This is a genomic window from Pantoea sp. CFCC18177 (assembly GCF_059412425.1).
Map to the genome: position 1 here is coordinate 177,106 of NZ_JBNBPL010000006.1, position 25,124 is coordinate 202,229.

Annotated in this window: 22 protein-coding genes; 9 read left to right on the forward strand and 13 right to left on the reverse strand. The window is 55.7% G+C overall.

Annotated elements, in window-relative coordinates:
• The first annotated feature begins 11 nt into the window (after positions 1–11).
• Positions 12–1,025, forward strand: coding sequence for an acyltransferase family protein (locus ACPUC8_RS08620; RefSeq protein WP_039331272.1), 1,014 nt, complete (start codon positions 12–14; stop codon positions 1,023–1,025).
• 38 nt (positions 1,026–1,063) lie between these two features.
• Here the strand turns inward: ACPUC8_RS08620 and panD are convergent, their stop codons facing one another.
• From panD to thpR, 9 genes are all read right to left on the reverse strand, one after another.
• Positions 1,064–1,444, reverse strand: a complete 381-nt coding sequence (gene panD / locus ACPUC8_RS08625) for an aspartate 1-decarboxylase (protein ID WP_034829560.1) — start codon at positions 1,442–1,444, stop codon at positions 1,064–1,066.
• A gap of 40 nt (positions 1,445–1,484) precedes the next feature.
• Entirely contained in the window at positions 1,485–2,339 is an 855-nt protein-coding gene (gene panC / locus ACPUC8_RS08630) for a pantoate--beta-alanine ligase (RefSeq protein WP_494926047.1), read from the reverse strand.
• 15 nt (positions 2,340–2,354) lie between these two features.
• Positions 2,355–3,149 carry a 3-methyl-2-oxobutanoate hydroxymethyltransferase gene (panB, locus tag ACPUC8_RS08635; RefSeq protein WP_058970862.1) on the reverse strand — a complete coding sequence of 265 codons (795 nt, stop codon included), beginning with the start codon at positions 3,147–3,149 and terminating at the stop codon, positions 2,355–2,357.
• An 82-nt stretch (positions 3,150–3,231) separates the two neighbouring features.
• Positions 3,232–3,717 carry a 2-amino-4-hydroxy-6-hydroxymethyldihydropteridine diphosphokinase gene (folK, locus tag ACPUC8_RS08640; RefSeq protein ID WP_283226658.1) on the reverse strand — a complete coding sequence of 162 codons (486 nt, stop codon included), beginning with the start codon at positions 3,715–3,717 and terminating at the stop codon, positions 3,232–3,234.
• Entirely contained in the window at positions 3,714–5,126 is a 1,413-nt protein-coding gene (gene pcnB / locus ACPUC8_RS08645) for a polynucleotide adenylyltransferase PcnB (RefSeq protein ID WP_494926058.1), read from the reverse strand. Before pcnB ends, folK begins: the two co-directional genes overlap by 4 nt.
• 37 nt (positions 5,127–5,163) lie before the next feature.
• The gene (gene gluQRS / locus ACPUC8_RS08650) at positions 5,164–6,099 is read right to left on the reverse strand and encodes a tRNA glutamyl-Q(34) synthetase GluQRS (protein ID WP_494926048.1); all 936 of its coding nucleotides are present in this window, start codon (positions 6,097–6,099) and stop codon (positions 5,164–5,166) included.
• 70 nt (positions 6,100–6,169) lie between these two features.
• Positions 6,170–6,625 (reverse strand): RNA polymerase-binding protein DksA, encoded by a 456-nt coding sequence (gene dksA, locus ACPUC8_RS08655; protein ID WP_039331260.1) that lies wholly within the window; start codon positions 6,623–6,625, stop codon positions 6,170–6,172.
• A gap of 268 nt (positions 6,626–6,893) precedes the next feature.
• The gene (gene sfsA / locus ACPUC8_RS08660; protein ID WP_058970853.1) at positions 6,894–7,598 is read right to left on the reverse strand and encodes a DNA/RNA nuclease SfsA; all 705 of its coding nucleotides are present in this window, start codon (positions 7,596–7,598) and stop codon (positions 6,894–6,896) included.
• Positions 7,599–8,138 (reverse strand): RNA 2',3'-cyclic phosphodiesterase, encoded by a 540-nt coding sequence (gene thpR / locus ACPUC8_RS08665; protein ID WP_058970943.1) that lies wholly within the window; start codon positions 8,136–8,138, stop codon positions 7,599–7,601.
• 25 nt (positions 8,139–8,163) lie between these two features.
• Between thpR and hrpB the strand changes: the two genes are divergently transcribed.
• From hrpB to fhuB, 6 genes are all read left to right on the forward strand, one after another.
• Entirely contained in the window at positions 8,164–10,635 is a 2,472-nt protein-coding gene (gene hrpB, locus ACPUC8_RS08670; RefSeq protein ID WP_494926049.1) for an ATP-dependent helicase HrpB, read from the forward strand.
• Positions 10,636–10,858: 223 nt separating this feature from the next.
• The gene (mrcB, locus tag ACPUC8_RS08675) at positions 10,859–13,390 is read left to right on the forward strand and encodes a bifunctional glycosyl transferase/transpeptidase (protein ID WP_039331254.1); all 2,532 of its coding nucleotides are present in this window, start codon (positions 10,859–10,861) and stop codon (positions 13,388–13,390) included.
• 213 nt (positions 13,391–13,603) lie between these two features.
• The gene (fhuA, locus tag ACPUC8_RS08680; RefSeq protein WP_494926050.1) at positions 13,604–15,805 is read left to right on the forward strand and encodes a ferrichrome porin FhuA; all 2,202 of its coding nucleotides are present in this window, start codon (positions 13,604–13,606) and stop codon (positions 15,803–15,805) included.
• 110 nt (positions 15,806–15,915) lie between these two features.
• A complete protein-coding gene (gene fhuC / locus ACPUC8_RS08685; RefSeq protein WP_494926051.1) occupies positions 15,916–16,710 on the forward strand; it encodes a Fe3+-hydroxamate ABC transporter ATP-binding protein FhuC in 795 nt (264 codons plus the stop codon).
• A 9-nt stretch (positions 16,711–16,719) separates the two neighbouring features.
• Positions 16,720–17,598, forward strand: coding sequence for a Fe(3+)-hydroxamate ABC transporter substrate-binding protein FhuD (gene fhuD, locus ACPUC8_RS08690; protein ID WP_494926052.1), 879 nt, complete (start codon positions 16,720–16,722; stop codon positions 17,596–17,598).
• Complete coding sequence (fhuB, locus tag ACPUC8_RS08695) at positions 17,598–19,574, forward strand: Fe(3+)-hydroxamate ABC transporter permease FhuB (protein WP_039331338.1); 1,977 nt, start codon at positions 17,598–17,600, stop codon at positions 19,572–19,574. The genes fhuD and fhuB overlap by 1 nt, the downstream gene beginning before the upstream one ends.
• Positions 19,575–19,779: 205 nt before the next feature.
• Here the strand turns inward: fhuB and hemL are convergent, their stop codons facing one another.
• A complete protein-coding gene (gene hemL, locus ACPUC8_RS08700; protein WP_039331246.1) occupies positions 19,780–21,060 on the reverse strand; it encodes a glutamate-1-semialdehyde 2,1-aminomutase in 1,281 nt (426 codons plus the stop codon).
• Positions 21,061–21,283: 223 nt separating this feature from the next.
• On the opposite strand from hemL, the gene erpA reads away from it, so the two are divergent.
• Entirely contained in the window at positions 21,284–21,631 is a 348-nt protein-coding gene (gene erpA, locus ACPUC8_RS08705; RefSeq protein ID WP_034829523.1) for an iron-sulfur cluster insertion protein ErpA, read from the forward strand.
• 34 nt (positions 21,632–21,665) lie between these two features.
• On the opposite strand, the gene ACPUC8_RS08710 is transcribed toward erpA, so the two are convergent.
• From ACPUC8_RS08710 to mtnN, 3 genes are all read right to left on the reverse strand, one after another.
• Positions 21,666–21,917, reverse strand: coding sequence for a hypothetical protein (locus ACPUC8_RS08710; RefSeq protein ID WP_039331244.1), 252 nt, complete (start codon positions 21,915–21,917; stop codon positions 21,666–21,668).
• A gap of 112 nt (positions 21,918–22,029) precedes the next feature.
• The gene (btuF, locus tag ACPUC8_RS08715; protein WP_039331242.1) at positions 22,030–22,833 is read right to left on the reverse strand and encodes a vitamin B12 ABC transporter substrate-binding protein BtuF; all 804 of its coding nucleotides are present in this window, start codon (positions 22,831–22,833) and stop codon (positions 22,030–22,032) included.
• Complete coding sequence (gene mtnN, locus ACPUC8_RS08720) at positions 22,826–23,524, reverse strand: 5'-methylthioadenosine/S-adenosylhomocysteine nucleosidase (protein WP_039331240.1); 699 nt, start codon at positions 23,522–23,524, stop codon at positions 22,826–22,828. The genes btuF and mtnN overlap by 8 nt, the downstream gene beginning before the upstream one ends.
• 98 nt (positions 23,525–23,622) lie before the next feature.
• Here mtnN and dgt point away from each other — a divergent pair, with 98 nt between their 5' ends.
• Positions 23,623–25,116, forward strand: a complete 1,494-nt coding sequence (gene dgt, locus ACPUC8_RS08725) for a dGTPase (protein ID WP_039331238.1) — start codon at positions 23,623–23,625, stop codon at positions 25,114–25,116.
• The last annotated feature ends 8 nt before the right edge of the window (positions 25,117–25,124 follow it).

Consider the following 25,124-nt stretch of genomic DNA (forward strand, 5'->3'; position numbering starts at 1 on the left):
CAGGGGAAAATATGAATCGGATAACGTGGGTGGATAATCTGCGAGGTATAGGTGTACTTGTTGTTATTCTGCTGCACTGCGTTATTGCGGTAAATGGCAATGTTGGGCACTTCGCACCGCTGATCTCAGTACTGGATCCGTTGTTAATACCAGTATTTCTTGGCTTAGTATTTTTTGTGTCGGGATTATTTGTTGATGCCGGATTACGGAAAGGACTCGGACCATTTATCAATAATAAAGTCCAGACAATCTTATATCCCTTTGCCGTCTGGGTAGTGGTGTATGGCGGCTTAAAAATCTTATTTAGCTCGATGGCGAATAACCCGCAATCTCCCTTGCATGTTATTGCTATGCATCTGAGCGGCGGCGGTGATATCACCTGGTTCTTACATTCACTGTTCTTTTTCTTCCTCGCCATCATTGTGGTACGGCAAATGCCGTTTTGGCTGGTGATTCCCGCGTGTTTACTGCTGAGTTATTTCTTACCTGAATTCAGTGCGGATGGCATGTTTGCCAGCTTCGACAATGCGCACATCAATAAATCCGTTAACTTGTTTATTTTCTTCTACGTGGGCGATCAGCTGGTTCGTAAGCAGTATGATGTGCCGAAACTGGCTGAAAATACGCTGCTGGTGCTGCTCTCTTTTGCCAGCGTGGTGCTGTTCGTGTGCCTCAACCTGCTGAGTGAGCGCCCGCCATCACACGTTCTGCTTGCCGCATTGGCGCTGTTATCGATTCCGGTGTTTGTCTGGATATCGCTGAAACTCAATTCACGGCTGGTGCATTACGTGGGCGTCAATTCCATCGTATTTTACCTGTCGCATTATTTGGTGATTCAGTTCTTTAGCAAAATCGTCAAGCTGCATACCCAGTCGCTTTGGGTTTACGACCTGTTGTTTGTGCTGGCGTTTATTGCGGCGATGATCTTCCCCTGGACGCTGTGCCTGTTGCGCCAGCGCGGTTGGTTCAACTTCCTGTTTACCCTGAAGTCTCAACCAAGGGTAAAGATCGTAAAGCCGGTGTGAGGAAAGGGCGGAACCTCTGAACAGAGGTTCCGTTGTTATCAGGCGACCTGCACTGGTAACGCTTTGGCGATGCGTTTCATCTCGTTATCACCTTCGAAATAGGCGACTTTCGGTTGCCAGCTGCGAGCGACTTCATCCTCCACCTGCACATACGAGCAGATGATCATGATATCGCCTTCGCAGGCGCAACGCGCGGCGGCACCGTTCACGGAGATGATTTTAGAGCCGCGCTCAGCGGCAATCGCGTAGGTCGAGAAACGTTGACCATTGGTGACGTTATAGATGTCGATGGCTTCATATTGCAGAATGCCGGAGGCATCGAGAAAATCCTGGTCAATGGCGCAGGAGCCTTCATAGTGCAAATCTGCCTGAGTGACTTTCACGCGATGCAGCTTGCCCTGAAGTACGGTACGAATCATAGCGACAGAATCCTGGTTAGCTTCTAATAAATAACGGAAATTACTCCGTCAGATCCACTTGCTGATTATCAATCAGGCGCGCATTGCCCAGCCATGCGGCCATCAGAATCACGGCACGCTGACTGTCTACGGTCAGCGGCTGCAGATTGTCGGCATCACAAATCGCCAAACCGTCAGGGCGGAATCCTTTCTCCTGCAAGGCGGCTTCGGCGTTTTCGATAATCTCATCCACATGGCGTTCACCGTTGCTCAGGCGCGCTGCCATGCTGTTCATCACCTGGCTCAGACCGGCGGCGATAGCGCGCTCTTCAGCGGTGAGATAGCCGTTGCGCGAGCTCAACGCGAGGCCATCTTTCGCGCGTACGGTAGGCACACCGACAATCTCGATGTCGAAGCCCATATCGGCCACCATCTTGCGGATAATCGCCAACTGCTGGAAATCCTTCTCGCCGAAGCAGGCAATGTCGGGCTGGACCAGGTTGAACAGCTTGCTCACGATGGTGGAGACGCCGCGGAAATGCCCCGGACGGCTAGCCCCTTCCAGTAGCGAGGATAAGCCCGGCACTTCCACAAAGGTTTGGCTATCCAGCCCTTTAGGATAGACATCCGCCGGTGCCGGTGCGAAAACCAGATCCACGCTATGGCGATTAAGCTTCTCGCAGTCATCCTGCAAGGTGCGTGGATAGCGCGCCAGGTCATCGGCGCGTTCAAACTGCATCGGGTTGACGAAAATCGACACCACCACGATATCGGCCCGTTCGCGCGCTTCGTCCACCAGTGTGAGGTGGCCGTCATGCAGGTTGCCCATGGTGGGCACCAGCGCGATACGTTTGCCTTCCTGCCGCCAGCGACGAATTTCACGGCGCAGCATCGGCAGCGATTCAATAATCAACACTGCAAATCTCCTGATTTACTGGAAACTGTGTTCGGCGGCAGGATAAATGCCCGCCTCAACGTCGGCAATATACTGGCGAATGGCCGCGCGAATGTCGCCGGTTTCCGCGAGGAAGTTTTTGGCGAATTTAGGGATGTGGCCGCCAGTAATGCCAAAGGCGTCGTGCATCACCAGAATCTGGCCATCGGTGACGTTACCGGCACCAATGCCGATCACCGGAATGCTTAACGCCTGGGTCACGCGCGCCGCCAGCGCGACGGGTACGCACTCCAGCACCATCAGCTGTGCGCCCGCCGCTTCCAGTGCCAGCGCGTCGGCCAGCACACGCTCTGCGCCCGCTTCGTCACGGCCCTGCACCTTGTAGCCACCGAAGATATTGACGGATTGCGGCGTCAGGCCAAGGTGACCGCACACCGGCACGGCACGTTCCGTCAGCATACGCACGGTGTCAGCCAGCCACTCTCCGCCTTCCAGCTTCACCATATTGGCACCGGCACGCATCAACTGTGCGGCGTTATCAAAGGTTTGCTGTGGCGTGGCGTAACTCATAAAGGGTAAGTCGGCCATCACCAGCGCCTGAGGCGCACCACGGCGCACGGCGGCAGTGTGATAGGCGATATCTGCCACGGTCACGGGCAGGGTGGATTCATGACCTTGCACGGTCATGCCGAGGGAGTCGCCAATCAGCATCACCTGAATGCCTTCATCGGCAAACAGGCGGGCAAAGCTGAAATCGTAAGCCGTCAGGGTGGCAAATTTGCGGCCACTGGCTTTCAACTGGCGTAAATGGGAGATGGTGGTTGGTTTCATCGCGCTCTCCAGCGTTTTCAGATGCGCGCAGTTTACTGGATTGGCTGGAAAGGCGATACGAACACAGTGCGATTATTACAGGCTAGACATTCCACGGACGAATGGCGCTGCGATCGAGCGTGGCCAGGATCCCGGCCAGTGGCTGACCGTTAGGCAGACGCAGCGCAGGAGCGATCTCTAACAGCGGCACCAGCATAAACGCGCGGTTGTGCATATCGTAGTGCGGCACGGTGAGACGCGGGGTGTGGATCGTCTGCTGGCCATACAGCATGATATCGAGATCGAGAGTACGCGGGCCCCAACGCTCGGCTTTGCGGACTCGGCCGTGCTCCAGCTCAATGCGTTGCGTGTGATCCAGCAACGCTTCCGCTTCCAGCAGCGTATCCAGCGCGACAACAGCATTCAGGTAGTCGGGTTGGTCCGGCGGGCCGTAAGGGGGGGTACGATACAGCGAAGAGGTCGCCACGCGCGAGGTGTGCGGAAGGGCATCGAGCGCGGCGAGCGCTGCATCAACCTGATGCAGCGGATCGGCCAGATTACTGCCGAGTGCGAGATAAACGCGGATCATGATGGGCTGTTAGTATCACGACGCGGACCGGTTGGACGGCGGCGAGGGCGGCGCGGTTTACGGCGTGGAGCCGGATCGTCGCCCAGCGTGGTCATCATGGTTTTCTGCTGCACAGGTGCCGCCGCCTGGAACTCGCCCCACCAGTGAGTAAGACTCTGCAGTTCGCGGTTATTTTCCACGTCGGCACGCAGTGCCAGCAAATCATACGCGGCACGGAATTTTGGATGCTCCATCAGCTTCCACGCACGTTTGCCGTGACGGCGCGACATGCGCAGTTGTAGCTGCCAGATATCACGGATCAGTGTGGTGATGCGCTTCGGAATCGCCAGCGCACGGCAGGCTTCATCCAGCGTTTCATTCATCGAGAGGGCGAACGCATCGAAGTAGGTCAGCCCGCTCTCCTGTGCAATACGCTCTGCCGACTCTAACTGTGGATACCAGAACATCGCGGCAAACAGGAAGGCGGGATTGACGCGCATATCATTCTGAATGCGGTTGTCCGTGTTCTTCAGCACCTGAATCAGCATGCGTTCCATCAAGCTGTCGCTCTCGGCCGTGAAGCCGCGCGTCAGCATCGGGAACAGCGGCTGGAACAGCTGATATTCACGCATCATCTGATAGGTGCGTAGGCCGTAACCGGCTTGCAGCAGTTTGAGGGACTCCTCAAACATACGTGCAGGCGGAATATCGTTTAACAGCGTGGCCAGGCGTGGAATCGGCTCGGCAGTTTCAGCGGCAATGCGCATTTCCAGCTTGGCGGCGAAACGCACCACGCGAAGCATGCGCACCGGGTCTTCGCGATAACGGGTTTCTGGATCGCCAATCAGGCGAATCACGCCATCCTCAAGATCCTGTAAACCACCCACGTAATCACGGACGGTGAAATCCGCCACGCTGTAGTAGAGGCTATTGATGGTGAGATCGCGGCGCTGGGCATCATCTTCAATGCTGCCGAAAATGTTATCACGCAGCAGCATGCCATTCTGACCGCGCTGTGAGCTGTTGCGATCCTCTTCACTCTCTTCCTGATGGTGACCACGGAAGGTCGCCACTTCGATCACTTCCGGACCAAACATCACGTGGGCCAGGCGGAAACGACGACCGACCAGGCGGCAGTTGCGGAACAATTTGCGCATCTGCTCTGGTGTGGCGTTGGTGGTGATATCAAAGTCTTTCGGCTTTTTACCCAGCAGTAAATCACGCACGCCACCGCCAACCAGGTATGCTTCGAAACCGGCTTTATTCAGGCGATACAGCACTTTAAGGGCGTTTTCGCTGATATCTTTGCGTGAGATGTTGTGGCTTTCACGGGGAATGACGGTCATCAGACTCTCGGTTTCCACCTCTTCAGGCACCTCCTCGTCACGCTTGAGGACTCTCCGGCAAAAATTAGCGACTCGGGTAAAAATGGGACACCTCGACAGTGAGAAAATGGGTGTTAATAAATCAGCGGCTAATCATAGCCTGTTGCGAACCATTTAGGAATGGCGATGTCGCTTCATCAGGTATTAGCGCGTTCTGCTGTGGGATCAGTTGGATACTCCACTGCGCAACAGCATGCGTCAGTAACTGAGGTAACGATAAATCTTGCCAGCTCTGCATCACAGGCTGACCGAGCAAGCGCAGCGCCTGCACCAACACAGGACGCGGATCCCCCGTGGGTAAGGCAGGTGCATGATTCTGCTTTGACAGCTTATTGCCGTCTGTATTGACGGCCAAAGGCAGATGCAGATATTGCGGCACTGGCCAACCAAACTGTTGATAAAGCGCAATTTGACGCACCGTAGGCTCAATTAAATCCGCGCCACGCACAATTTCCGTCACGCCCTGAAAATGGTCATCCACCACCACCGCCAGGTTATAGGCAAACAGCCCATCCCGCCGATGGATAATAAAATCTTCCTGCGCCAACTGTGTGTCAGCCGCTAAGTGGCCGCGCAGGCGATCGTGAAAGCTGAACACAGGCGCATGCTGGCGTAACCTTAATGCCGCGTTCTCTGCGGGTAAATGCAAGTTGCGGCAGTGGCCATCGTAGAAGCCACCAATCTGCTGAATACGGCTGCGCGTGCAGGTGCAAAAATAGCTCTGACGATGTTGCTGCAGCCAGCTCAGTGCGGCGCGGTAGGCATCATGGCGTTGCGATTGCCGGAGCACTTCGCCATCCCACTGCAGACCGTAATGTTCAAGTTGCTGGAGGATACGCGTTGCGGCACCCGCAACTTCACGCGGCGGATCGATATCTTCAATACGCACCAGCCATTGACCTTGCTGCGCGCGCGCGCTCAGGTAACTGCCTAGTGCAGCTATCAGCGAACCAAAGTGCAAATCACCAGAAGGAGAGGGAGCGAAACGCCCAATACAGGAAGAAGTTGAAGCGGTCATTTTGAAGTGTACCGCACGTCGGGAAAACAGTGGTTTTCCCGGCTGTGCGGCGACAGTCTGCTCACGGCCATTAGCCTGCCATCTGCTTCTCGCGGATTTCAGCCAGCGTTTTGCAGTCAATGCAAAGATCGGCGGTTGGACGCGCTTCAAGGCGACGAATACCAATTTCTACACCACAGGAATCACAGTAGCCGAAATCTTCGTCATCCACTTTCTTCAGCGTTTTCTCGATCTTTTTGATCAATTTACGCTCACGATCGCGGTTACGTAATTCCAGGCTGAACTCTTCTTCCTGCGCGGCACGGTCTACCGGATCCGGGAAGTTAGCCGCTTCGTCCTGCATGTGCGACACAGTGCGGTCGACTTCATCACGCAGTTGGTTGCGCCAGGCTTCCAGAATTTTGCGGAAATGGCTCAGTTGGGCGTCGTTCATGTACTCTTCGCCCGGTTTCACCTGATACGGCTCCACACCAGCAATGGCGAGGATACTCAGGGACGATGTTTTACGGTTTTGCCCTTCTTGCATGTTGCTTCTCCTGGATAACACGCACTACCCGTTATGTTTCAAGTCGCATGTTTTGCTGTGTTCAATCACTTACTGCCTGCAACTCAAACTTTTTAGGGTTTATTGATTCCCATTAGGGAAAAAAACAGGCCGCTATAAATAACAGAAGCAGTCAAGGTTGGCAATTATTCCTGTTCACACCTTGACAAGCCTCTGAATAACCGCGTAATCAGCGCACCGACCAGCACATTCCTATCACAGCAAATTGTTATAAATATTACAACTCTGTTCAAACTGCTACTTTCAGTGTGCGAGTGAGTAACATTTGAGCGGGTGATAGCTGAGCCTGATACGCTAACACTTCGACACCGCAGCGCTGCGCCTGTTCCAGTAGTTCTGCATAGTGTGCGTCAATGTGGCGCGCCGGGGAGACGTCCTCAATCCCCGAGTGCAGAACCGCAAACAATAAAACGGCCCGATGACCTTCTGCCACGATGGTGCTGAGTTCGCGCAGATGCTTCTGTCCTCGAGTCGTCACCGCATCCGGAAAATAGCCTTTACCCTGCTGTAAAAGGGTGACGGACTTGACTTCAATATAGCAGTTTGATCTCCCTTCCGCTTGCAGCAGGAAGTCAATTCGGCTTTTTTCCGTACCGTATTTCACTTCGGGTTGGCAGTGGCTGTAAGCGGATAATTCTGGAATCGCGTCAAGGGTTAACGCCTCACGCACCAGTTGATTCGCGCGCAGAGTGTTAACACAGATCCAGTGGCCTTGCTGGGTCTCGGTCAATTCCCAGCTGTGCGGGTACTTGCGCGTGGCGCTGTTTGAGGTGGAGTACCACACCGTATCTCCTGGCGTGGCGCAACCGGTCATCGCTCCCGTGTTGGCACAGTGGATCGTCAAGGTTTCACCCTCAGGTGTCACCACGTCTGCCAGAAAGCGTTTATAACGGGCGATTAATCGGGCGGGTTTTAAGGGTGGCTCAAACTGCATTCATGCTCCTGAGGTGGTTAACAGTGGCCAGCGGGCCAGCCGTCGATAGCGTGTGCGACCCTGACTAAAGGTTGATGAAAACAGCGCGAAGTGACTGACATCCAGACGCCAGTGGAATCCGCGCGCAGGCAGGGCCACCTTATGTGTAGCGTGCCGCAGCAGTGTGATATGCGGATGAAAAGGCTGCGCACTTTGCGCACAGCCATGGCGCGCGGCTTGGGCACGCAACAAACTCGCTAGCTGTAATAAACCGCGTGGCGCCCGCTGACAGCCGAGCCAGACTACGCCGGGGCGAGGCCAGTGTCCTGCATCATCGATATCGAGATGAAAGCCAGGCTGAGCGATACGCGCGGCAAGCTGCTGCAACTGCTGTGAGGTTTCGCGGCTCACTTCTCCCAGAAATGCCAGCGTCAGGTGCAGATTCGCAGCAACCACCGGTTTTCCCGCCTCTTCAGCAAAGTTCTCCGCCCGCCACTGTACCAGCTGTTGCTGGAGCGGATCGGGCAGTTCGAGGGCAAAGAACAGACGTTGCGTGGTCATGATGGAGTTGCCGTTGAGTGCTACAATGCGCGCCATCTTAGCACAGGCGCAGTGGGAGTTGAGTGTGAGTGAATTACCGGTCAGCGAGGTGCTACCCGCATTGCTGGAAGCGTTGGCGCAGTCGCCGCAGGTATTGTTAGCGGCCCCCACCGGGGCGGGGAAGTCCACCTGGCTGCCGTTGCAATTGCTGCAAAAAGCACGGTTGCCGGGGCGGATTATCATGCTGGAGCCCCGCCGTCTGGCGGCACGCAACGTTGCACAACGGCTGGCGGAAGGGCTGGGTGAACAGCCGGGGGAAACTGTGGGTTACCGCATGCGCGGTGAAAACTGCTGTGGTCCCAACACGCGCCTTGAAGTGGTGACGGAAGGCATTCTGACGCGCATGTTGCAACGCGATCCGATGCTGGAAGGCGTATCGCTGGTGATCCTCGATGAATTCCATGAACGCAGTTTGCAGGCGGATTTAGCGCTGGCCTTGCTGCTGGATGTGCAGCAAGGGTTGCGTGATGACCTGAAAATTTTGCTGATGTCCGCGACCCTGGATAACGATCGCCTGCGTCAACTGCTGCCTGATGCCCCCTTTATCGCCTCTGAGGGGCGCAGTTTTCCTGTCACACGGCGCTATGCCTCGCTCAATGCGCAGCAACGTTTTGAAGAAGCGGTGGCGCGTGAAGTGGCGCAACTGCTGCGGGAAGAATCCGGTTCACTGCTGCTGTTTCTGCCGGGCGTGGCCGAGATTGAGCGTGTGAAGCGTGAACTGGCGTCACGCGTTGGTGAAGATGTTGATCTCTCTCCTTTATATGGCGCGTTATCGCTGGAGGAACAGCGTCGCGCCATCCTGCCTGCACCGACTGGTCGGCGTAAAGTGGTGCTTGCCACCAATATCGCCGAAACCAGTTTGACCATTGAAGGCATCCGGTTAGTGGTGGATAGCGCACTTGAACGCTCGGCGCAGTTCGACGTGCGCAGCGGCGTCACGCGGCTGCAAACACAGCGCATTAGCCAGGCCTCCATGACGCAGCGCGCCGGACGTGCCGGTCGTCTTGAACCGGGTATCTGCCTGCATTTATTGCCGCAAGAGCAAGCGATGCGTGCCGCCGCACAAAGTGAGCCGGAAATACTTAACAGCGATCTCGCCGCGTTGCACATCAATTTACTGCAGTGGGGCTGCCAGGATGCGTCGCAACTGCGTTGGCTGGATGCGCCGCCCGTGCGCAGCCTACGCGCGGCCAGTGCGTTGCTGACCCACTTAGGCGCGCTGGAAGGCGACAAACTGAATGCGCGTGGAAGAAAAATGGCGGCGCTGGGCAGCGATCCGTGCTTGACCGCGATATTAAGTGCCGCGCAAGACAGTGATGCGATTGCCAGTGCGGCCTTGCTGGTCGCGATTCTGGAAGATCCCCCACGCAGTGGCAGCGCCGATCTGCGAGATGCGCTCAATCGACCACAGCCGCACTGGCAGCGCCGCGCACGTCAGTGGCAGCAACGGCTGAATGCCAGCGGTGGCAAGGTCAATCCCGATCTGTTTCCGGCGTTACTGGTGGCGGGGTTTGCCGACCGCCTGGCGCTGCGTCGCGGCGACAGTGCCCGCTATCAACTGGCTAACGGCCTTGGCGCGATGCTGGATGAACAGGATGGCCTGAGTCGTAATGAATGGCTGATTGCCCCTACGCTGTTGCAAGGTGCCAGCGCCGCCGATGCGCGCATCCTGATGGCGCTGCCAGTGGATATGGCGCAGCTGCGCCAGCAATGCCCGGCCCTGGTGACACAACGTATTGATGTGGAATGGGACGAAGAGAAGGGCACACTGCGTGCGTGGAAGCGTGAACTCGTGGGTTCGCTGGTCCTAAAAGCGCAACCGCAGGCGCGTCCGGAAGCGGATATTTTACATCCGGCGATGCTGCGCTGGATCCGCGAAAAAGGGCTCTCAGTACTCGGCTGGACACCGGAAGCGGAACAGCTGCGTCTGCGCTTATACTGTGCGGCTGAATGGCTGCCTGAAGAGGCGTGGCCGCAGCTGGACGACGAAACGCTACTCGATTCACTTGAGCGTTGGCTGCTGCCGGAGATGAGTGCGGTGCGCGATCTCAAAAGCCTGCAAAGCGTCAGTCTTGTCAGTGCATTATTACATTTGCTGACATGGTCACAACGTCAGCGGCTGGATACTGTGCTGCCAACTCATTACACTGTGCCGACCGGAAGTCGCCTGCCCATCCGTTACGCGCTGGATAAACCCCCTGCGCTGGCAGTGCGCATTCAGGAGATGTTTGGTGAGGCACAAAATCCCGCGGTGGCCGAAGGGCGTATTCCGCTGGTACTGGAGTTGCTTTCACCGGCACAGCGTCCGTTGCAGATCACCCGTGATCTCGCGGCGTTCTGGCGAGGTGCCTGGCCTGAGGTGCAGAAAGAGATGAAAGGGCGCTATCCCAAACATCTCTGGCCCGACGATCCGGCCAACGCCTTGCCGACAAGGCGAACCAAGAAATTTTCATCGTGACACTCTGTGGATCGAATTCAGAGGGTTCTGCCATGCGCAGCACGAGAAAGCAGTTGTAGACTAAATAATTCGATTTGCAGGAAGGCGGTAAACGAGAGAATCCCGATGAGCTTACTTATTTAAGTGATTCGGGTGAGCGAGAGCAGCCAACGCACCTGCAAATCGAAGTATGAAGTATATAGAGTAACGGCCGCAGCCGTAGCTATGCCTGGAGAATAAAAGCATGTCTGGGAACGATCGCGAACCTATTGGGCGTAAAGGAAAAGCGCCAAAGCCGCCGCGCAGCACTGCGCGTCGGGGTCGCCGCAGGGAACTTGATGATGATATCGATCAGGACGATTTTGACGAAGATGATGAGGAGAGTGCGCCGGTGCCAGCAAAAGGTAAAGGTAAAGGAAAACGTCCGCCACGCGGCAAACGTCGTTGGTTAGGCTGGCTGATCAAGCTCTTCCTGGTCTTTGTTGTGGTGATGGCTGCCTGGGGCGTCTATCTCGACTCAGAAATCCGCAGCCGCATCGACGGTAAAGTGTGGCAACTGCCTGCCGCCGTTTACGGCCGTATGGTAAGCCTTGAACCGGGGATGTCGTACGACAAAAAAGAGATGATTGCGCTGCTGGAAGGCACGCAGTATCGCGAAGTGTCGCGCATTACCCGTCCGGGTGAGTTCAGTGTTAAAGGCAATACCATTGACCTGCTGCGTCGTCCGTTTGATTTCCCGGACAGCAAAGAGGGGCAGATCAATGCGCGTCTGACGTTCAGCAATAACGAACTGAGCGAGATTAAAAACCTTGATACCGGACGTGATTTTGGCTTCTTCCGCCTCGATCCGCGTTTGATCACCATGTTGCAGTCACCGAACGGTGAGCAGCGCCTGTTTGTGCCGCGCGCGGGCTTCCCTGATTTGCTGGTCAGCACGCTGATTGCCACCGAAGACCGCCACTTCTACGAGCATGATGGCATCAGCCCTTACTCGATTGGCCGCGCGTTCCTCGCCAACATCACGGCGGGTAAAGCGGTGCAGGGCGGCAGTACCTTGACGCAACAGCTGGTGAAAAACCTGTTCCTGACCAATGAGCGTTCACTGTGGCGTAAAGCGCGTGAAGCCTACATGGCCGTGATTATGGATGCGCGTTACAGCAAAGATCGCATCCTTGAGCTTTACCTCAACGAGGTTTACCTCGGCCAGGCGGGTAACGATCAGATCCGTGGCTTCCCGCTGGCGAGTCTGTACTACTTCGGGCGTCCGGTGGATGAACTGAGCCTCGATCAGCAGGCGATGCTGGTCGGCATGGTGAAAGGGGCTTCGCTGTATAACCCGTGGCGCAACCCGAAACTGGCGCTGGAGCGTCGTAATCTGGTACTGCGCCTGCTGCAACAGCAGAACGTCATCGACCAGGAGCTGTACGACATGCTCTCGGCACGTCCGCTGGGGGTGCAGCCGAAAGGTGGAGTCATCACCCCTCAGCCTGCGTTTATGCAGATGGTACGCAACGAACTGCAGGCCAAACTGGGCGATAAAGTGAAAGATATGTCCGGCGTGAAGATCTTCACCACGCTGGATCCGATCTCACAGGATGCGGCTGAAAAAGCGGTGGAAGAAGGTATTCCAGCGCTGAAAAAACAGCGCGGTCTGAAGGATCTGGAAACGGCGATGGTGGTAGTGGACCGCTTCAGCGGCGAAGTGCGCGCCATGGTCGGTGGTGCCGATCCGCAGTTTGCTGGATACAACCGTGCACTGCAGGCGCGACGCTCGATTGGTTCACTGGCTAAGCCAGCCACCTATCTTACCGCGTTGAGTCAGCCGAACAGCTATCGTCTCAACACCTGGCTGGCGGATGAACCGATTGCGCTGAAGCAGCCAAACGGTTCTGTCTGGAAGCCGATGAATGACGATAAGCGTTTCAGCGGAAAAGTGATGCTGGTGGATGCGCTCACTAACTCAATGAACGTCCCGACCGTAAACCTGGGGATGACGCTGGGGCTGGCTTCGGTTGTCGATACCTGGACCAAGCTGGGCGTGGGCAAAGATCAGCTCAACCCGGTGCCAGCGATGTTGCTGGGTGCGCTGAACCTGACGCCGATTGAAGCGGCTCAGGCGTTCCAGTCGATTGCCAGCGGCGGTAACCGTGCCGATCTGTCAGCGGTGCGTTCGGTGATCGCAGAAGATGGCACGGTGTTGTATCAGAGCTTCCCGCAGGCCCAGCGTGTCGAGCCAGCGCAGGCGGCGTATCTGACCTTGTACGGGATGCAGCAGGTGGTGGATCACGGTACGGCGCGGGCGATTGGTGCGCGTTACCCGAATGCTCATCTGGCCGGGAAAACCGGTACCACCAATGACCTGATCGACAGCTGGTTTGCTGGTATCGATGGCAAAGAAGTGGCGATCACGTGGGTGGGCCGCGACAACAACCAAAGCTCGAAGCTGTATGGTGCGAGCGGTGCGATGCAGATTTATCGTCGCTATCTCGATAACCAGGCACCGATGCCACTGCAGCTGACCCCGCCAGAAGATATCACGCAGATGAACGTCGATTCTGCCGGTAACTTTGTTTGCGGTTCGGGCAGCAGCACCTGGCGTTCAATGCCGGTGTGGACACTGGATGCCAATGCGCTTTGCCAACAGCAGCAACAGCAAATTCAACAGCAACAGGTCCAGCAGCAACAACAGCAGCAACCACAGCAACAGCCGCAGGATGAGCAGAAAGACGCTGACGGCGTAGCGGGTTGGATCAAGGATATGTTTGGCAGCAAGTAGTTAGCTGTATAAACCACAGGGCGCTTCGGCGCCCTTTTTCGTGTCTGCGATTTATTAATCGCGATCATGGACATGCACGATCTGGTCGCAAACGCACCGCCATCAGGCATTACATCTTGCGGATCTTGCCGGACTTCGCCTAAAATCCGTGCGTCTAATAATCATTCTCGTTTTCATTCGCCTGCATTGTTCCCTTTTTTGAGAGATCCTTTTATGAATGCGCGAAATTCCAATCCTTGTTCTGCACGTGCTGCGACTTCCCGTCGTCCGCTCGCTTTATTGATTTCTTTAACACTGGGCACGCTGAGCGCACAGGCGGTGGCAGAAGATACCGTGGTGGTCACTGCCAATGGCGGTAACACCGTCGCGCAGGAAAGCGCGTGGGGCCCGGCACCGACCATTGCCGCCAAACACAGTGCGACCGGCACCAAAACCGATACCCCGATTGAGAAGAACCCGCAGTCTGTGTCGGTGGTGACGCAGGAAGAGATGGCAATGCATGCCGTCACCAGCGTTAAAGGTGCGTTCAACTACACGCCTGGTGTGTTGACCGGCAACCGTGGCAGCTCTGATGTAATCGATGCACTGTCGATTCGTGGCTTCAGTGAAACCAACACCAACCAATATCTTGATGGCCTGAAATTGCAGGGTGATAACTACTCTGAGTTCGCTATCGATCCTTACTTCCTGGAGCGCGCCGAGCTGCTGCGTGGTCCGGTTTCTGTTCTGTATGGCAAAAGTAACCCAGGCGGCGTGGTGTCGCTGGTGAGCAAGCGACCCACGCAGGAAACGCTGCGCGAAGTGCAGTTCCAGATGGGCACCGACAACCTGTTCTCAACCGGTTTTGATTTTGGTGGTTCGCTGGATGATGACGGCGTTTACAGCTATCGACTGACCGGCTTAGCCCGCAGCGCCGATGCGCAGCAGGAGATGAACAAAGAGAAGCGTTACACCATCGCGCCTTCGTTCAGCTGGCGCCCAGATGCCAATACCCGTTTTGACCTGCTGACCTACTTCCAGAACGAGCCTGAAACCGGTTATTACGGCTGGCTGCCACGTCAGGGCACCGTTGTAGGGATCACGCGTCCGGATGGCAGCAGCTATAAGTTGCCGACCAATTTTGATGAAGGCGAAGACAGCAACAAGATCTCGCGTAATACCAAAATGGTGGGCTACAACTTCGAGCACAGCTTTAACGACACCTGGACAGTGCGCCAAAACCTGCGCTATGCGGATTTAAGAACCAATTATCGCAGTATTTACGGTAATGGCTTTAACTCCGCGACTAATGAAATTACCCGTGGTTCAGCGGTTTCTGATGAGAAACTGAATCAATTTGCGGTAGATACTCAGGCACAGGCTAAATTTGGCACCGGTGCGGTGGACCATACTCTGCTGATGGGGGTGGATTATCAGCGCACCCGTAATGATATTGATGCGGCATTTGGCTCAGCCTCCCCAATCAGTGCGATTAATCCTCAGTACGGTAACGATGCCATCATTGGCACGCCATTCCCTTATCAGTATCTGAATCGTCAAGAGCAAACCGGTCTCTACACTCAAGATCAAATGGAGTGGAACCGCTGGGTGCTGACTTTAGGTGGTCGTTACGATTATGCGATGACTTCAGCACTGAATCGCAATGGCAACACCGAAGAGAAGAACCATGACCAGGCCTTTACCTGGCGTGGCGGCTTGAACTACGTCTTTGATAACGGTATTGCGCCGTACTTCAGCTACAGCGAATCGTTTATCCCAACGGCGGGTACCACCGCCAGCGGTGAAACCTTCGACCCTTCCCGTGCGAAGCAGTATGAAGCTGGGGTGAAATACGTTCCGAAAGATCGTCCAATTGTGATTACGGGGGCGATCTATCAGCTGACGAAAACCAAGAACCTGACGCCAGACCCGAACAATATTAACTTCAGCGTACAGAGCGGTGAAATTCGTTCGCGCGGTGTTGAGCTGGAAGCGAAAGCGGCCTTGAACGCCAACATCAACATGACGGCGTCTTACACTTACACCGATGCGGAATACACCGAAGATACAGTGCTTAAAGGCAGAACGCCGGTGCAGGTGCCGAAGCATATGGCATCGTTATGGGGTGACTACACCTTCCATGAAACCGCATTGTCTGGTGTGACCTTGGGTGCAGGTGTGCGTTATGTCGGTGAAAGCCAAGGCTTGTACGCAAGCGGAGATAACGCCAATCAGAACTTTGCGGTGGCGAGTTACACCACAGTGGACGCAGCGCTAAAATATGACCTCGGTCGTTTCGGCCTGCCGGGTTCAACCGTGGGTGTGAACATCAACAACCTGTTCGACCGTGAATACGTTGCCAGCTGCTATCGTGATTACGCTTGCTACTGGGGCGCTGAGCGTCAGATCGTCGGTACGGCGACCTTCCGTTTCTAACCACAAGAGTTAGGGGGGCCTTCAGGTCGCCCTCAGACGTACCAAGAGGCGGCTCATGGGCCGCCTCTACAGAATTCGATGTGCAATGAATTAATCAACCAGGGATTACCATGCAGCATCCGCACCACGCAGAAACCACCTTCACGCTGGATAACGTCAGCTTTCGCGTGCCTGGGCGCACGCTGTTGCAGCCCCTCTCGCTGACCTTCGCACCGGGCAAAGTCACGGCGCTGATTGGTCATAACGGTTCGGGTAAATCCACGCTGTTGAAAATGCTTGGGCGTCATCATGCAGCGAGTGAAGGCCGGGTGCTGTTGAATGACGAGGCGGTCGATCACTGGGGCAGCAAAGATTTTGCGCGTCAGGTGGCGTATTTACCGCAACAGTTACCTGCTGCGGAAGGCATGACGGTGCGCGAACTGGTGGCGATTGGTCGTTATCCCTGGCATGGCGCGCTGGGGCGTTATGGCCAGGAAGACCGTGACCGCGTGGAAGAGGCGATTACGCTGGTGGGGTTGAAACCTTTCGCGGGACGGCTGGTGGACAGCCTGTCTGGCGGCGAGCGTCAGCGTGCCTGGTTAGCGATGTTGGTGGCGCAAAATAGCCGTTGTCTGCTGCTGGATGAACCCACCTCTGCGCTGGATATCGCCCATCAGGTTGATGTGCTGGCATTGATTCAGCGCCTGAGCCGTGAGCGCGGGTTAACGGTGATCGCGGTACTGCACGACATCAACATGGCAGCACGTTACTGCGATCGTCTGGTGGCATTGCGCGGCGGTGAGATGATTGCTGAGGGTGGACCCGAGGTGATTATGCAGGCCGATGTGCTGGGCAATATCTACGGGATTCCGATGGGCATTTTGCCTCATCCCCAGGGCGGTGCGCCCGTCAGTTTCGTTTACTGAGGCCTCGCCATGTTTGACATTTCCCGTCGTCGCTTACTGACGGCGCTGGCACTTTCGCCCCTGATGAATGTAGCGCCCTTGCACGCGTCTCAGCCCGATCTGCAAAGGATTCTGGCGCTGGAATGGTTACCCGTTGAATTGATGATGGCGCTCGGCGTGGCACCGCTGGGTGTGGCCGATGTGCGTAACTACAGGATTTGGGTGGGCGAGCCGCAGCTGCCCGCTAACACCATCGATCTTGGCTTGCGTACCGAACCCAATCTGGAGTTGATGACGCAGCTGCAACCTTCACTGATTTTGCATTCCAACGGCTACGGTCCGGCGCTGGATAAGCTGCAACGCATTGCGCCCACTATGGGTTTTGATCTCAATAGCGGTGACGGTAAACCGTTAACCACGGCGCGCAATTCGTTGCATGCACTGGGCGCACGACTGGGGCGAGAAGAGCAAGCGGTGCAGCATCTGCAGTACCTCGATGAGCAGCTCGCGGCGGCGCGTGAGCGTCTTAAACCCTGGGCGAGTCGCCCGATATTATTGATGTCACTGATGGACAGCCGTCACGCCATTACCTTTGGCGCCAATAGCCTGTTCCTGGAAGTGATGGAGATCCTTGGCCTGACCAACGCCTGGCACGGTGAAACCAACTTCTGGGGCAGCGCGGTAGTCGGGCTTGAACGTTTGGCTAACGTGGGCGACGTGCAGGTCATTTGCTTCGATCACGATAACGACCGCGATATGCAGCGCGTGATGAAAACGGCGCTGTGGCAGGCGCTGCCGTTTATCCGTGCTGGCCGTTTCCAGCGCGTGCCTGCAGTGTGGTATTACGGCGCGACCTATTCGGCGCTGAAGTTTATTCGCGTGCTGGAACACGCGCTGGAGTCGCAATGATGCGCCATCGTCTTTTTCCTGTCGCGCTGCTGAGTAGCCTGTGTTTACTGGCACTGGCGTTAACCTATATCAACCTGAGTGAAGCACTGCCAACGGCACAGTGGACACAGGCGATCATTGCGCCAGACATCAACAATATCCAGCAAGTGGTGTTTCACCACAGTCTGCTATCGCGTCTTGCGCTGGCGCTGCTGGTCGGGGCGGGCCTCGGCTTAGCGGGCTTGCTGTTCCAGCAGGTGCTGCGTAATCCGCTGGCGGAACCCACCACGCTTGGCGTGTCGTCGGGCGCACAGCTGGGCATCACCGTCGCCACGCTTTGGCATCTGCCGGGTGGGGAACTGACGCAACAATTTGCGGCGATGGGCGGTGCGGTGCTGGTCGGTGTGCTGGTGTTTGGTGTCGCGTGGGGAAAACGTTTGTCACCTGTGACGCTGATCCTTGCCGGGCTGGTGCTCAGCCTCTATGCCGGTTCAGTGAATCAAATCTTTGCCATCTTCAATCATGATCAGCTGCTGAACATGTTCTTGTGGAGCACGGGCGCGTTGAATCAGATGGATGGGCACAACGTGGCAATGTTGTGGCCGCGCCTGCTGCTGGCCTTTGTGGTGGCGCTGGCGCTGTTACGTCCATTGACCCTGATGGGGCTGGACGATGGCGTGGCGAAAAATCTTGGCCTGGCACTGTCAGCGGCGCGTATCGGTGCGCTGGCACTGGCGATTCTGCTCAGTGCGCAGCTGGTAAATGTGGCGGGCATCATTGGCTTTATCGGTCTGTTTGCCCCGCTGCTGGCGAAAATGCTGGGAGGCCGTCGCTTGTTAAGCCGCATGCTACTCGCACCACTGATTGGTGCGCTGCTGCTGTGGTTGGCCGATCAGTGTGTGCTGTGGCTCACCAGCCACTGGCGTGAGGTTTCAACTGGCACTGCGACGGCGCTGATTGGCGTGCCGATTCTGCTGTGGTTGTTGCCGCGCTTGCGCACCGGTTCAGTCCCCCCGGCGATGAACATGGGGGATAAGGTCCCGGCGGAGCGGCAAAACGTCGTGCGCTGGTGTCTGTTTGGCGTGGCGATGCTGGCGCTGTTGGGCGCTGTCGCTCTGACGTTTGGCCGCGATGCGCACAGCTGGACGTGGGTCAGCGGCGAGATGTTGCATCAGCTGCTGCCGTGGCGTGTGCCGCGCGTGCTGGCCGCGCTGGTAGTCGGGATGATGCTGGGCGTGGCGGGCGCGTTGATTCAGCGTCTCACCGGTAACCCAATGGCGAGCCCGGAAGTGTTAGGCATTAGCTCAGGGGCAGCATGCGGTGCCGTGGTGATGATGTTCTTTGTGCCCGGTGATGCGGTGGCGTGGTTGCTGCCTGCAGGTGCGTTGGGAGCCGCCCTGACGCTGCTGATCATCATGCTGGTGGCCAGTCGAGGTGGCTTCTCGCCCGAACGTATGCTGCTGGCGGGCATGGCGCTGAACAGTGCCTTTGTCACCCTGTTAATGGTGCTGATGGCCAGCGGTGATCCACGTATGAGTGGCTTGCTGACATGGATTTCAGGCTCGACCTACAACATCAGTCTTGAGCAGGCGGTACAAAGCGCGGTAGTGGGGATGATTTTGATTGCTCTGGCACCTCTGGCCAGCCGCTGGCTAACGCTGCTGCCGCTGGGCAGTGCCACGGCACGGTCGGCAGGCATGGCGTTAACGGGATCGCGATTGAGCCTGCTGTTGCTGGCGGCGGCCTTGACTGCCACGGCCACGCTGACCATTGGGCCACTCAGTTTTGTCGGCCTGATGGCACCGCATATTGTGCGTATGCTGGGGTTCCGTCGTGCGCTACCGCAAGTGCTGATGGCAGGTTTGCTGGGGGGAGGTTTAATGGTGTTTGCCGACTGGTGCGGCAGAATGCTGGCGTTTCCGGATCAAATCCCGGCAGGGCTGATGGCCACCTTCTTCGGTGCGCCCTATTTTATTTGGTTGTTACGCCGCGCATAACATAAATAGGGTGCGCATTTCTAACCAGTGCGCATGAATGCGCACCCTACGAAATATGGCACCCTTATATGTATGCTTGCCAATGCCTTGGTGCGTATGAATATGCACCCTACGAAAACCGCGCTCGATCGTCGTAGGGTTGCCATTTATGGCGACCAGAAAGCGCTTAGCTGAGATGCATTACGCGATTAATGGCGACCAAAGCTTACAGCTTAGCAAAGCTACGACGTGCGGCATCAATGGTGCGCTGAATATCTTCCTGGCTGTGCGCCAGCGACATAAAGCCCGCTTCAAAGGCGGATGGAGCAAGGTATACCCCTTCTGCCAGCATCAGATGGAAGAAGCGCTTAAAGCGCTCGACATCGCATTTTGTCACATCGGCGTAGCAGGTCACGCTGTCCGCTTCAGTGAAGAAAATACCGAACATGCCGCCAACGTGGTTGATCACCAGCGGGATATTTTCTGCTTTAGCCGCCGCCAGCAAACCTTCAGACAGCTGAGTGGTCAGATCGGTCAAGGTGCTGTGCGTACCCGGTTGGGCAATCTGCGTCAGGCAAGCGAAACCGGCGGCCATGGCAATCGGGTTACCTGAGAGCGTTCCCGCCTGGTAAACCGGACCGGTCGGTGCCAACGCTTCCATCACATCACGACGTCCACCAAAGGCGCCCACTGGCATGCCGCCGCCAATGATTTTGCCCAGGCAAGTCAGGTCTGGCGTCACGTCGTAATAGGCCTGAGCACCGCCCAGCGCCACGCGGAAGCCGGTCATCACTTCATCGATAATCAGCAAGGCACCAAACTCATCACAGAGCGCGCGCAGGCCCGGCAGGAAGTCTGGCTGCGGTGGAATGCAGTTCATGTTGCCGGCAACCGGCTCAACGATGATACAGGCGATATCCTCTGGATACTGTTCAAACGCCGCACGCACGGTGGCGAGGTCGTTGTAAGTGCAGGTCAGGGTGTGCTTGGCAAAATCAGCGGGTACGCCTGGCGAGTTGGGCTGGCCCAGAGTCAGCGCGCCGGAACCGGCTTTCACCAGCAGGCAATCCGCGTGGCCGTGGTAGCAGCCTTCAAATTTGATGATTTTATCGCGATGGGTAAAACCGCGCGCTAAACGGATGGCGCTCATGGTGGCTTCAGTGCCGGAGTTGACCATACGCACCATGTCCATGCTTGGCACCAGCTCACACACTAACTCCGCCATTTTGACTTCCATCTCGGTCGGCGCACCGAAGCTCAGGCCGCGTGATGCCGCTTCAATCACTGCATTGCGGATGGTGGCATTGTTGTGCCCAAGCACCATCGGTCCCCATGAACCGACATAATCGATATAGGCTTTGCCATCGGCGTCAAACAGATACGCACCATCGGCGCGTTCGATGAACAGCGGTACGCCGCCCACACCGGTAAAGGCACGTACCGGGGAGTTCACACCGCCAGGGATTAGGCGTTGCGCTTCGGCATACAGGTTTTCTGACTTACTCATTGATCGGCTCCTGCTGTTCTGGAAAAAAATTCTGGCGCCATTCTAAGGAAGAACGGGCTGCGGTGAAAGGCGCTCCGGTGCTAAAGCCCTGAGTCACGCTATACTTTAACGCAGCGCAGGCGGCACTCAGTGTCAAGCACGGCACTTGATTGCACTGGGCGGCTGGCAGATAATAGTGGCATTGAGGTTGTTTTCTGACCTGGACGTTTACCCGGAGTATAAGATGAGTGACGACGTAGCAGCACTGCCTTTGCAATTCACGGAAGCAGCAGCGAAAAAAGTAAAAAACCTGATTGCGGATGAAGAGAATCCAGAGCTGAAACTGCGCGTGTACATCACTGGCGGCGGTTGCAGTGGTTTCCAGTACGGTTTTACTTTCGACGATCAAATGAATGACGGCGACATGACCATTGAGAAACAGGGTGTGGCGCTGGTGGTGGACCCAATGAGCCTGCAATATCTGGTAGGCGGATCTGTGGATTACACCGAAGGTCTGGAGGGATCGCGTTTTATCGTGACCAATCCCAATGCAAAAACCACCTGTGGTTGTGGCTCTTCCTTCAGCATCTGATACCGCTTCTGACCGCCGTTCTGGCGGTCAGACACTACCATTCAACGGTCACTAATCGTGACGCCACCTGCCGTTTAGCACTCTTTTTCAATATGCTTTCTGTGACGCGCGGCTGTGCGCTGAAATGACGCCCGCAATCAATCGATGGCAACGTTTGCTCATTCTGACGCGAAATATCGCAACGAGAGAACAAGGTCAGCGTGACGGCAATAGAACCTGTTGACGTCGCCGCACCAACAGGTACAGCCATCACGAGTCCTATGGCCAGCAGCAGAGCTCTGGTCATGTCTAATTCCTGGTGAAGTCAAAATTGCGCTTAGCGCAAAAAGGGCACAGAGCATACGTGGCTACCGTGCCTTGTATTTTGATTTTCGACAATTTTTGCCGAATCTTTAGTCTTAATTGGTGTTATTTTTCACCGGATGTAAATCCTGGCACAGCTGTTTTGCTGCCAGCAAGATACGTGGACCCGGCCGACTTAGCCAGTCATCGTGAATAGCCAATACCGGAACCGCCAGTTGAGGCTGCCAGAATTTCACGATATTCGCGGCCTGAGCCTTGTCACCGCCAATCACTATCGCCTGCGGATGACGAGCCAGCACCTGCTCACGACTCACCTGCGGCCAACTCACGCTGCTATCGGCGAAGATATTCTTGCCGCCGCATAAGGTGATCACGTCGTTTTGCAGGGTATTCCGCGCAGCGGTAAACAGCGGCTGCTGACCAAACTGCATAAACAGCGGCGTAGGTGCCTGGCGCTGATACTGTTTGCGCAGGGCGTTCTCCTGCTCGCGCAGTGCTTGCGCGGCGGAGACAGCCTGATTGGGTTGCGGGCTCCACTGCTGTAACGCGGCCAGCGCATCGATCATTTGATCAATGGTTTGTGGATCAATCCACTCGACTTTAATACCCAATCGTTGCAGTTGTTCGATTTGCCGTTGCGGGTTGCCGCCACGCCATGCCAACACCACATCCGGCTTCAGTTGCAGGATGCGTTCCACCTTGATCCCTTGCCAGTTCGCCACCTGCTCAAGCGAAGTGGCTTGGGCGGGGTAATCCGAATACGCACTGACCGCTACGGGCGTTATACCTGCGGCAAAAGCGAGTTCAGTAAGATGCGGGGCGAGGGTAATAACGCGAGGAACTGCGGCAAGCAGGCTATTGCCAATCAGCAATAGCCCGAGCAGCCAATACTTAGCCACGCGCCAGTTGTGCCAGCAGATTTTCTACCATCAGGGAAGATTGCTTCGCCGCCACGACCAGGAACTCATCGAAGCTCAGGTGGGACTCTTTATCTGCCACGTCTGAAATTGCGCGTACTACCACAAATGGCACCTTGAACTGGTGGCAAACATGGCCAATTGCCGTGGCTTCCATCTCTACCGCAATCGCCTGCGGGAAAGTATGACGAATGCGCGCCAACGGCTCAGCACCGTTGATAAAGGCATCACCGCTGACCACCAAGCCGCGCACGGCGTTGAGGTCCAGCTGTTTAATGACCTGTTCAGCAGCAGCAATTAACTTCTCGTCAGCGGCGAATGCCGCAGGGCAACCGGCCATCTGGCCCGGTTCGTATCCGAATGCGGTGACATCGGCATCGTGATAACGCACTTCATCTGATACCACGATATCGCCCACTTTCAGGGTTGGCGCTAAACCGCCCGCTGAACCGGTGTTGATGATGAAATCCGGTTTGCACAGCTGCAGCAGCAGAGTCGTGCCGAGTGCGGCTGCGGTTTTACCAATACCTGACTTCAGCAGAGCCACCTCAACACCGTTCAGCGTACCGGTGTAAATTTCGCAGCCGGCGAGCGTCAGGGTCTGACGGTTTTCGATTTTGTCACGCAGCAGGGTAACTTCCTGCTCCATCGCGCCAATAATGCCTGCTTTCATAAAGAATCTCGCTGTAATGATGGATGTAAACCTCAAAAGTGAGGCATAGTCTACCATGGCTGACTGAGGATGAATTCACCAAAAAATAAGGGGTCATGATGGCAACGATCAATTTCAGGAAGAAGATCAGTTTTACCCGCCCTTATACCAGTCGCAAAGATCCGGAAGGCGAATACTTTATTACGCGTCACTTTGAAAGCGACCGCGGGCGCATTATTAACTCTGCGGCTATTCGCCGCCTGCAACAAAAAACCCAGGTATTTCCCCTGGAGCGCAATGCCGCCGTGCGTTCGCGTTTGACTCACTCGCTGGAAGTACAGCAAACCGGGCGCTACATCACTAAAGAGATTCTGCAAGCCCTGAAGACTCAAGGCGGTGGGTTGGCAAAATATGGTCTGGATGAGTTTGAAGGGGCATTTGAAAGCCTGATAGAGATGGCTTGCCTGCTTCATGACGTCGGTAACCCGCCATTTGGTCACTTCGGCGAAGCGGCGATTAATGACTGGTTCGATGATAACCTGCCTGCTGAACTGGTGGATCCGCTGGTGGCGGGCGTTGCTGATGATATTCAGCGAGCAGATTTTGACCAGCTGAATGCAATGATTCGTCAGGATTTGTGCCACTTCGAAGGTAATGCACAAGCGATTCGTCTGGTGCATACGCTGCTGCAACTTAATCTGAGCTATGCCCAGGTCGCCTGCATCCTGAAATATACCGCCCCCGCATGGTGGCAGGGCGATAAGCCGGCTGAATTTAGCGTATTAATGAAGAAGCCGGGTTTCTATTTATCTGAACGCGAATATGTTGCCGAGCTGCGTGCGGCGACCAATATGGCTGAACATCATCGCTTCCCACTGACGTGGATAATGGAAGCCGCCGATGATATCTCCTATTGCATTGCCGATCTGGATGATGCCGTTGAGAAAGATATTTTTGATGTTGAAACCCTATATAAATATTTACTCAACGCCTGGGGCCCGGTAAATAGTGGCGATGCCTTTAGTCGCACGGTCGGTGAAGCCTGGAAAGAAGCGAATCAGAAAAAACGCCGCAGTATCAGCGATCAGTTTTTTATGTCGTTACGCGTTAATGTACAAAATGTCTTGGTGAGTCATGCGGTTCGCCGCTTTGTGGATAATTTGCCTGCTATTTACGAGGGCAGCTTTAACCACGCTTTGCTGGAAGATGATGGCGATGAAGGCCGATTGTTGAAGCTATTTAAAACTGTGGCACGTCAGCAAGTCTTTAATCACCCTGAAGTTGAGCAGCTGGAATTACAGGGTTATCGCGTGATTAAAGGGCTGCTGGAAATATATCAGTCATTGATGTTGCTGGATTACGAGCAGTTTACCACGCTGATGAACGATGATTTTCTCCCTAAGCATCCTATCGAGACGCGACTGTTTCATAAACTCTCCGGAAAACATCGCAAAGCGTATCAACAGCAGATGCGCGCGCTTATCGTCGAACATAAATATCAACGCTTGTTATGGGAACGCTATTATCGTTCGCGGCTGATTCAGGACTATATCAGCGGTATGACAGATAATTATGCGTGGGATGAATATCGTCGTTTAATGGCGGTGGAATAATCCGAGTT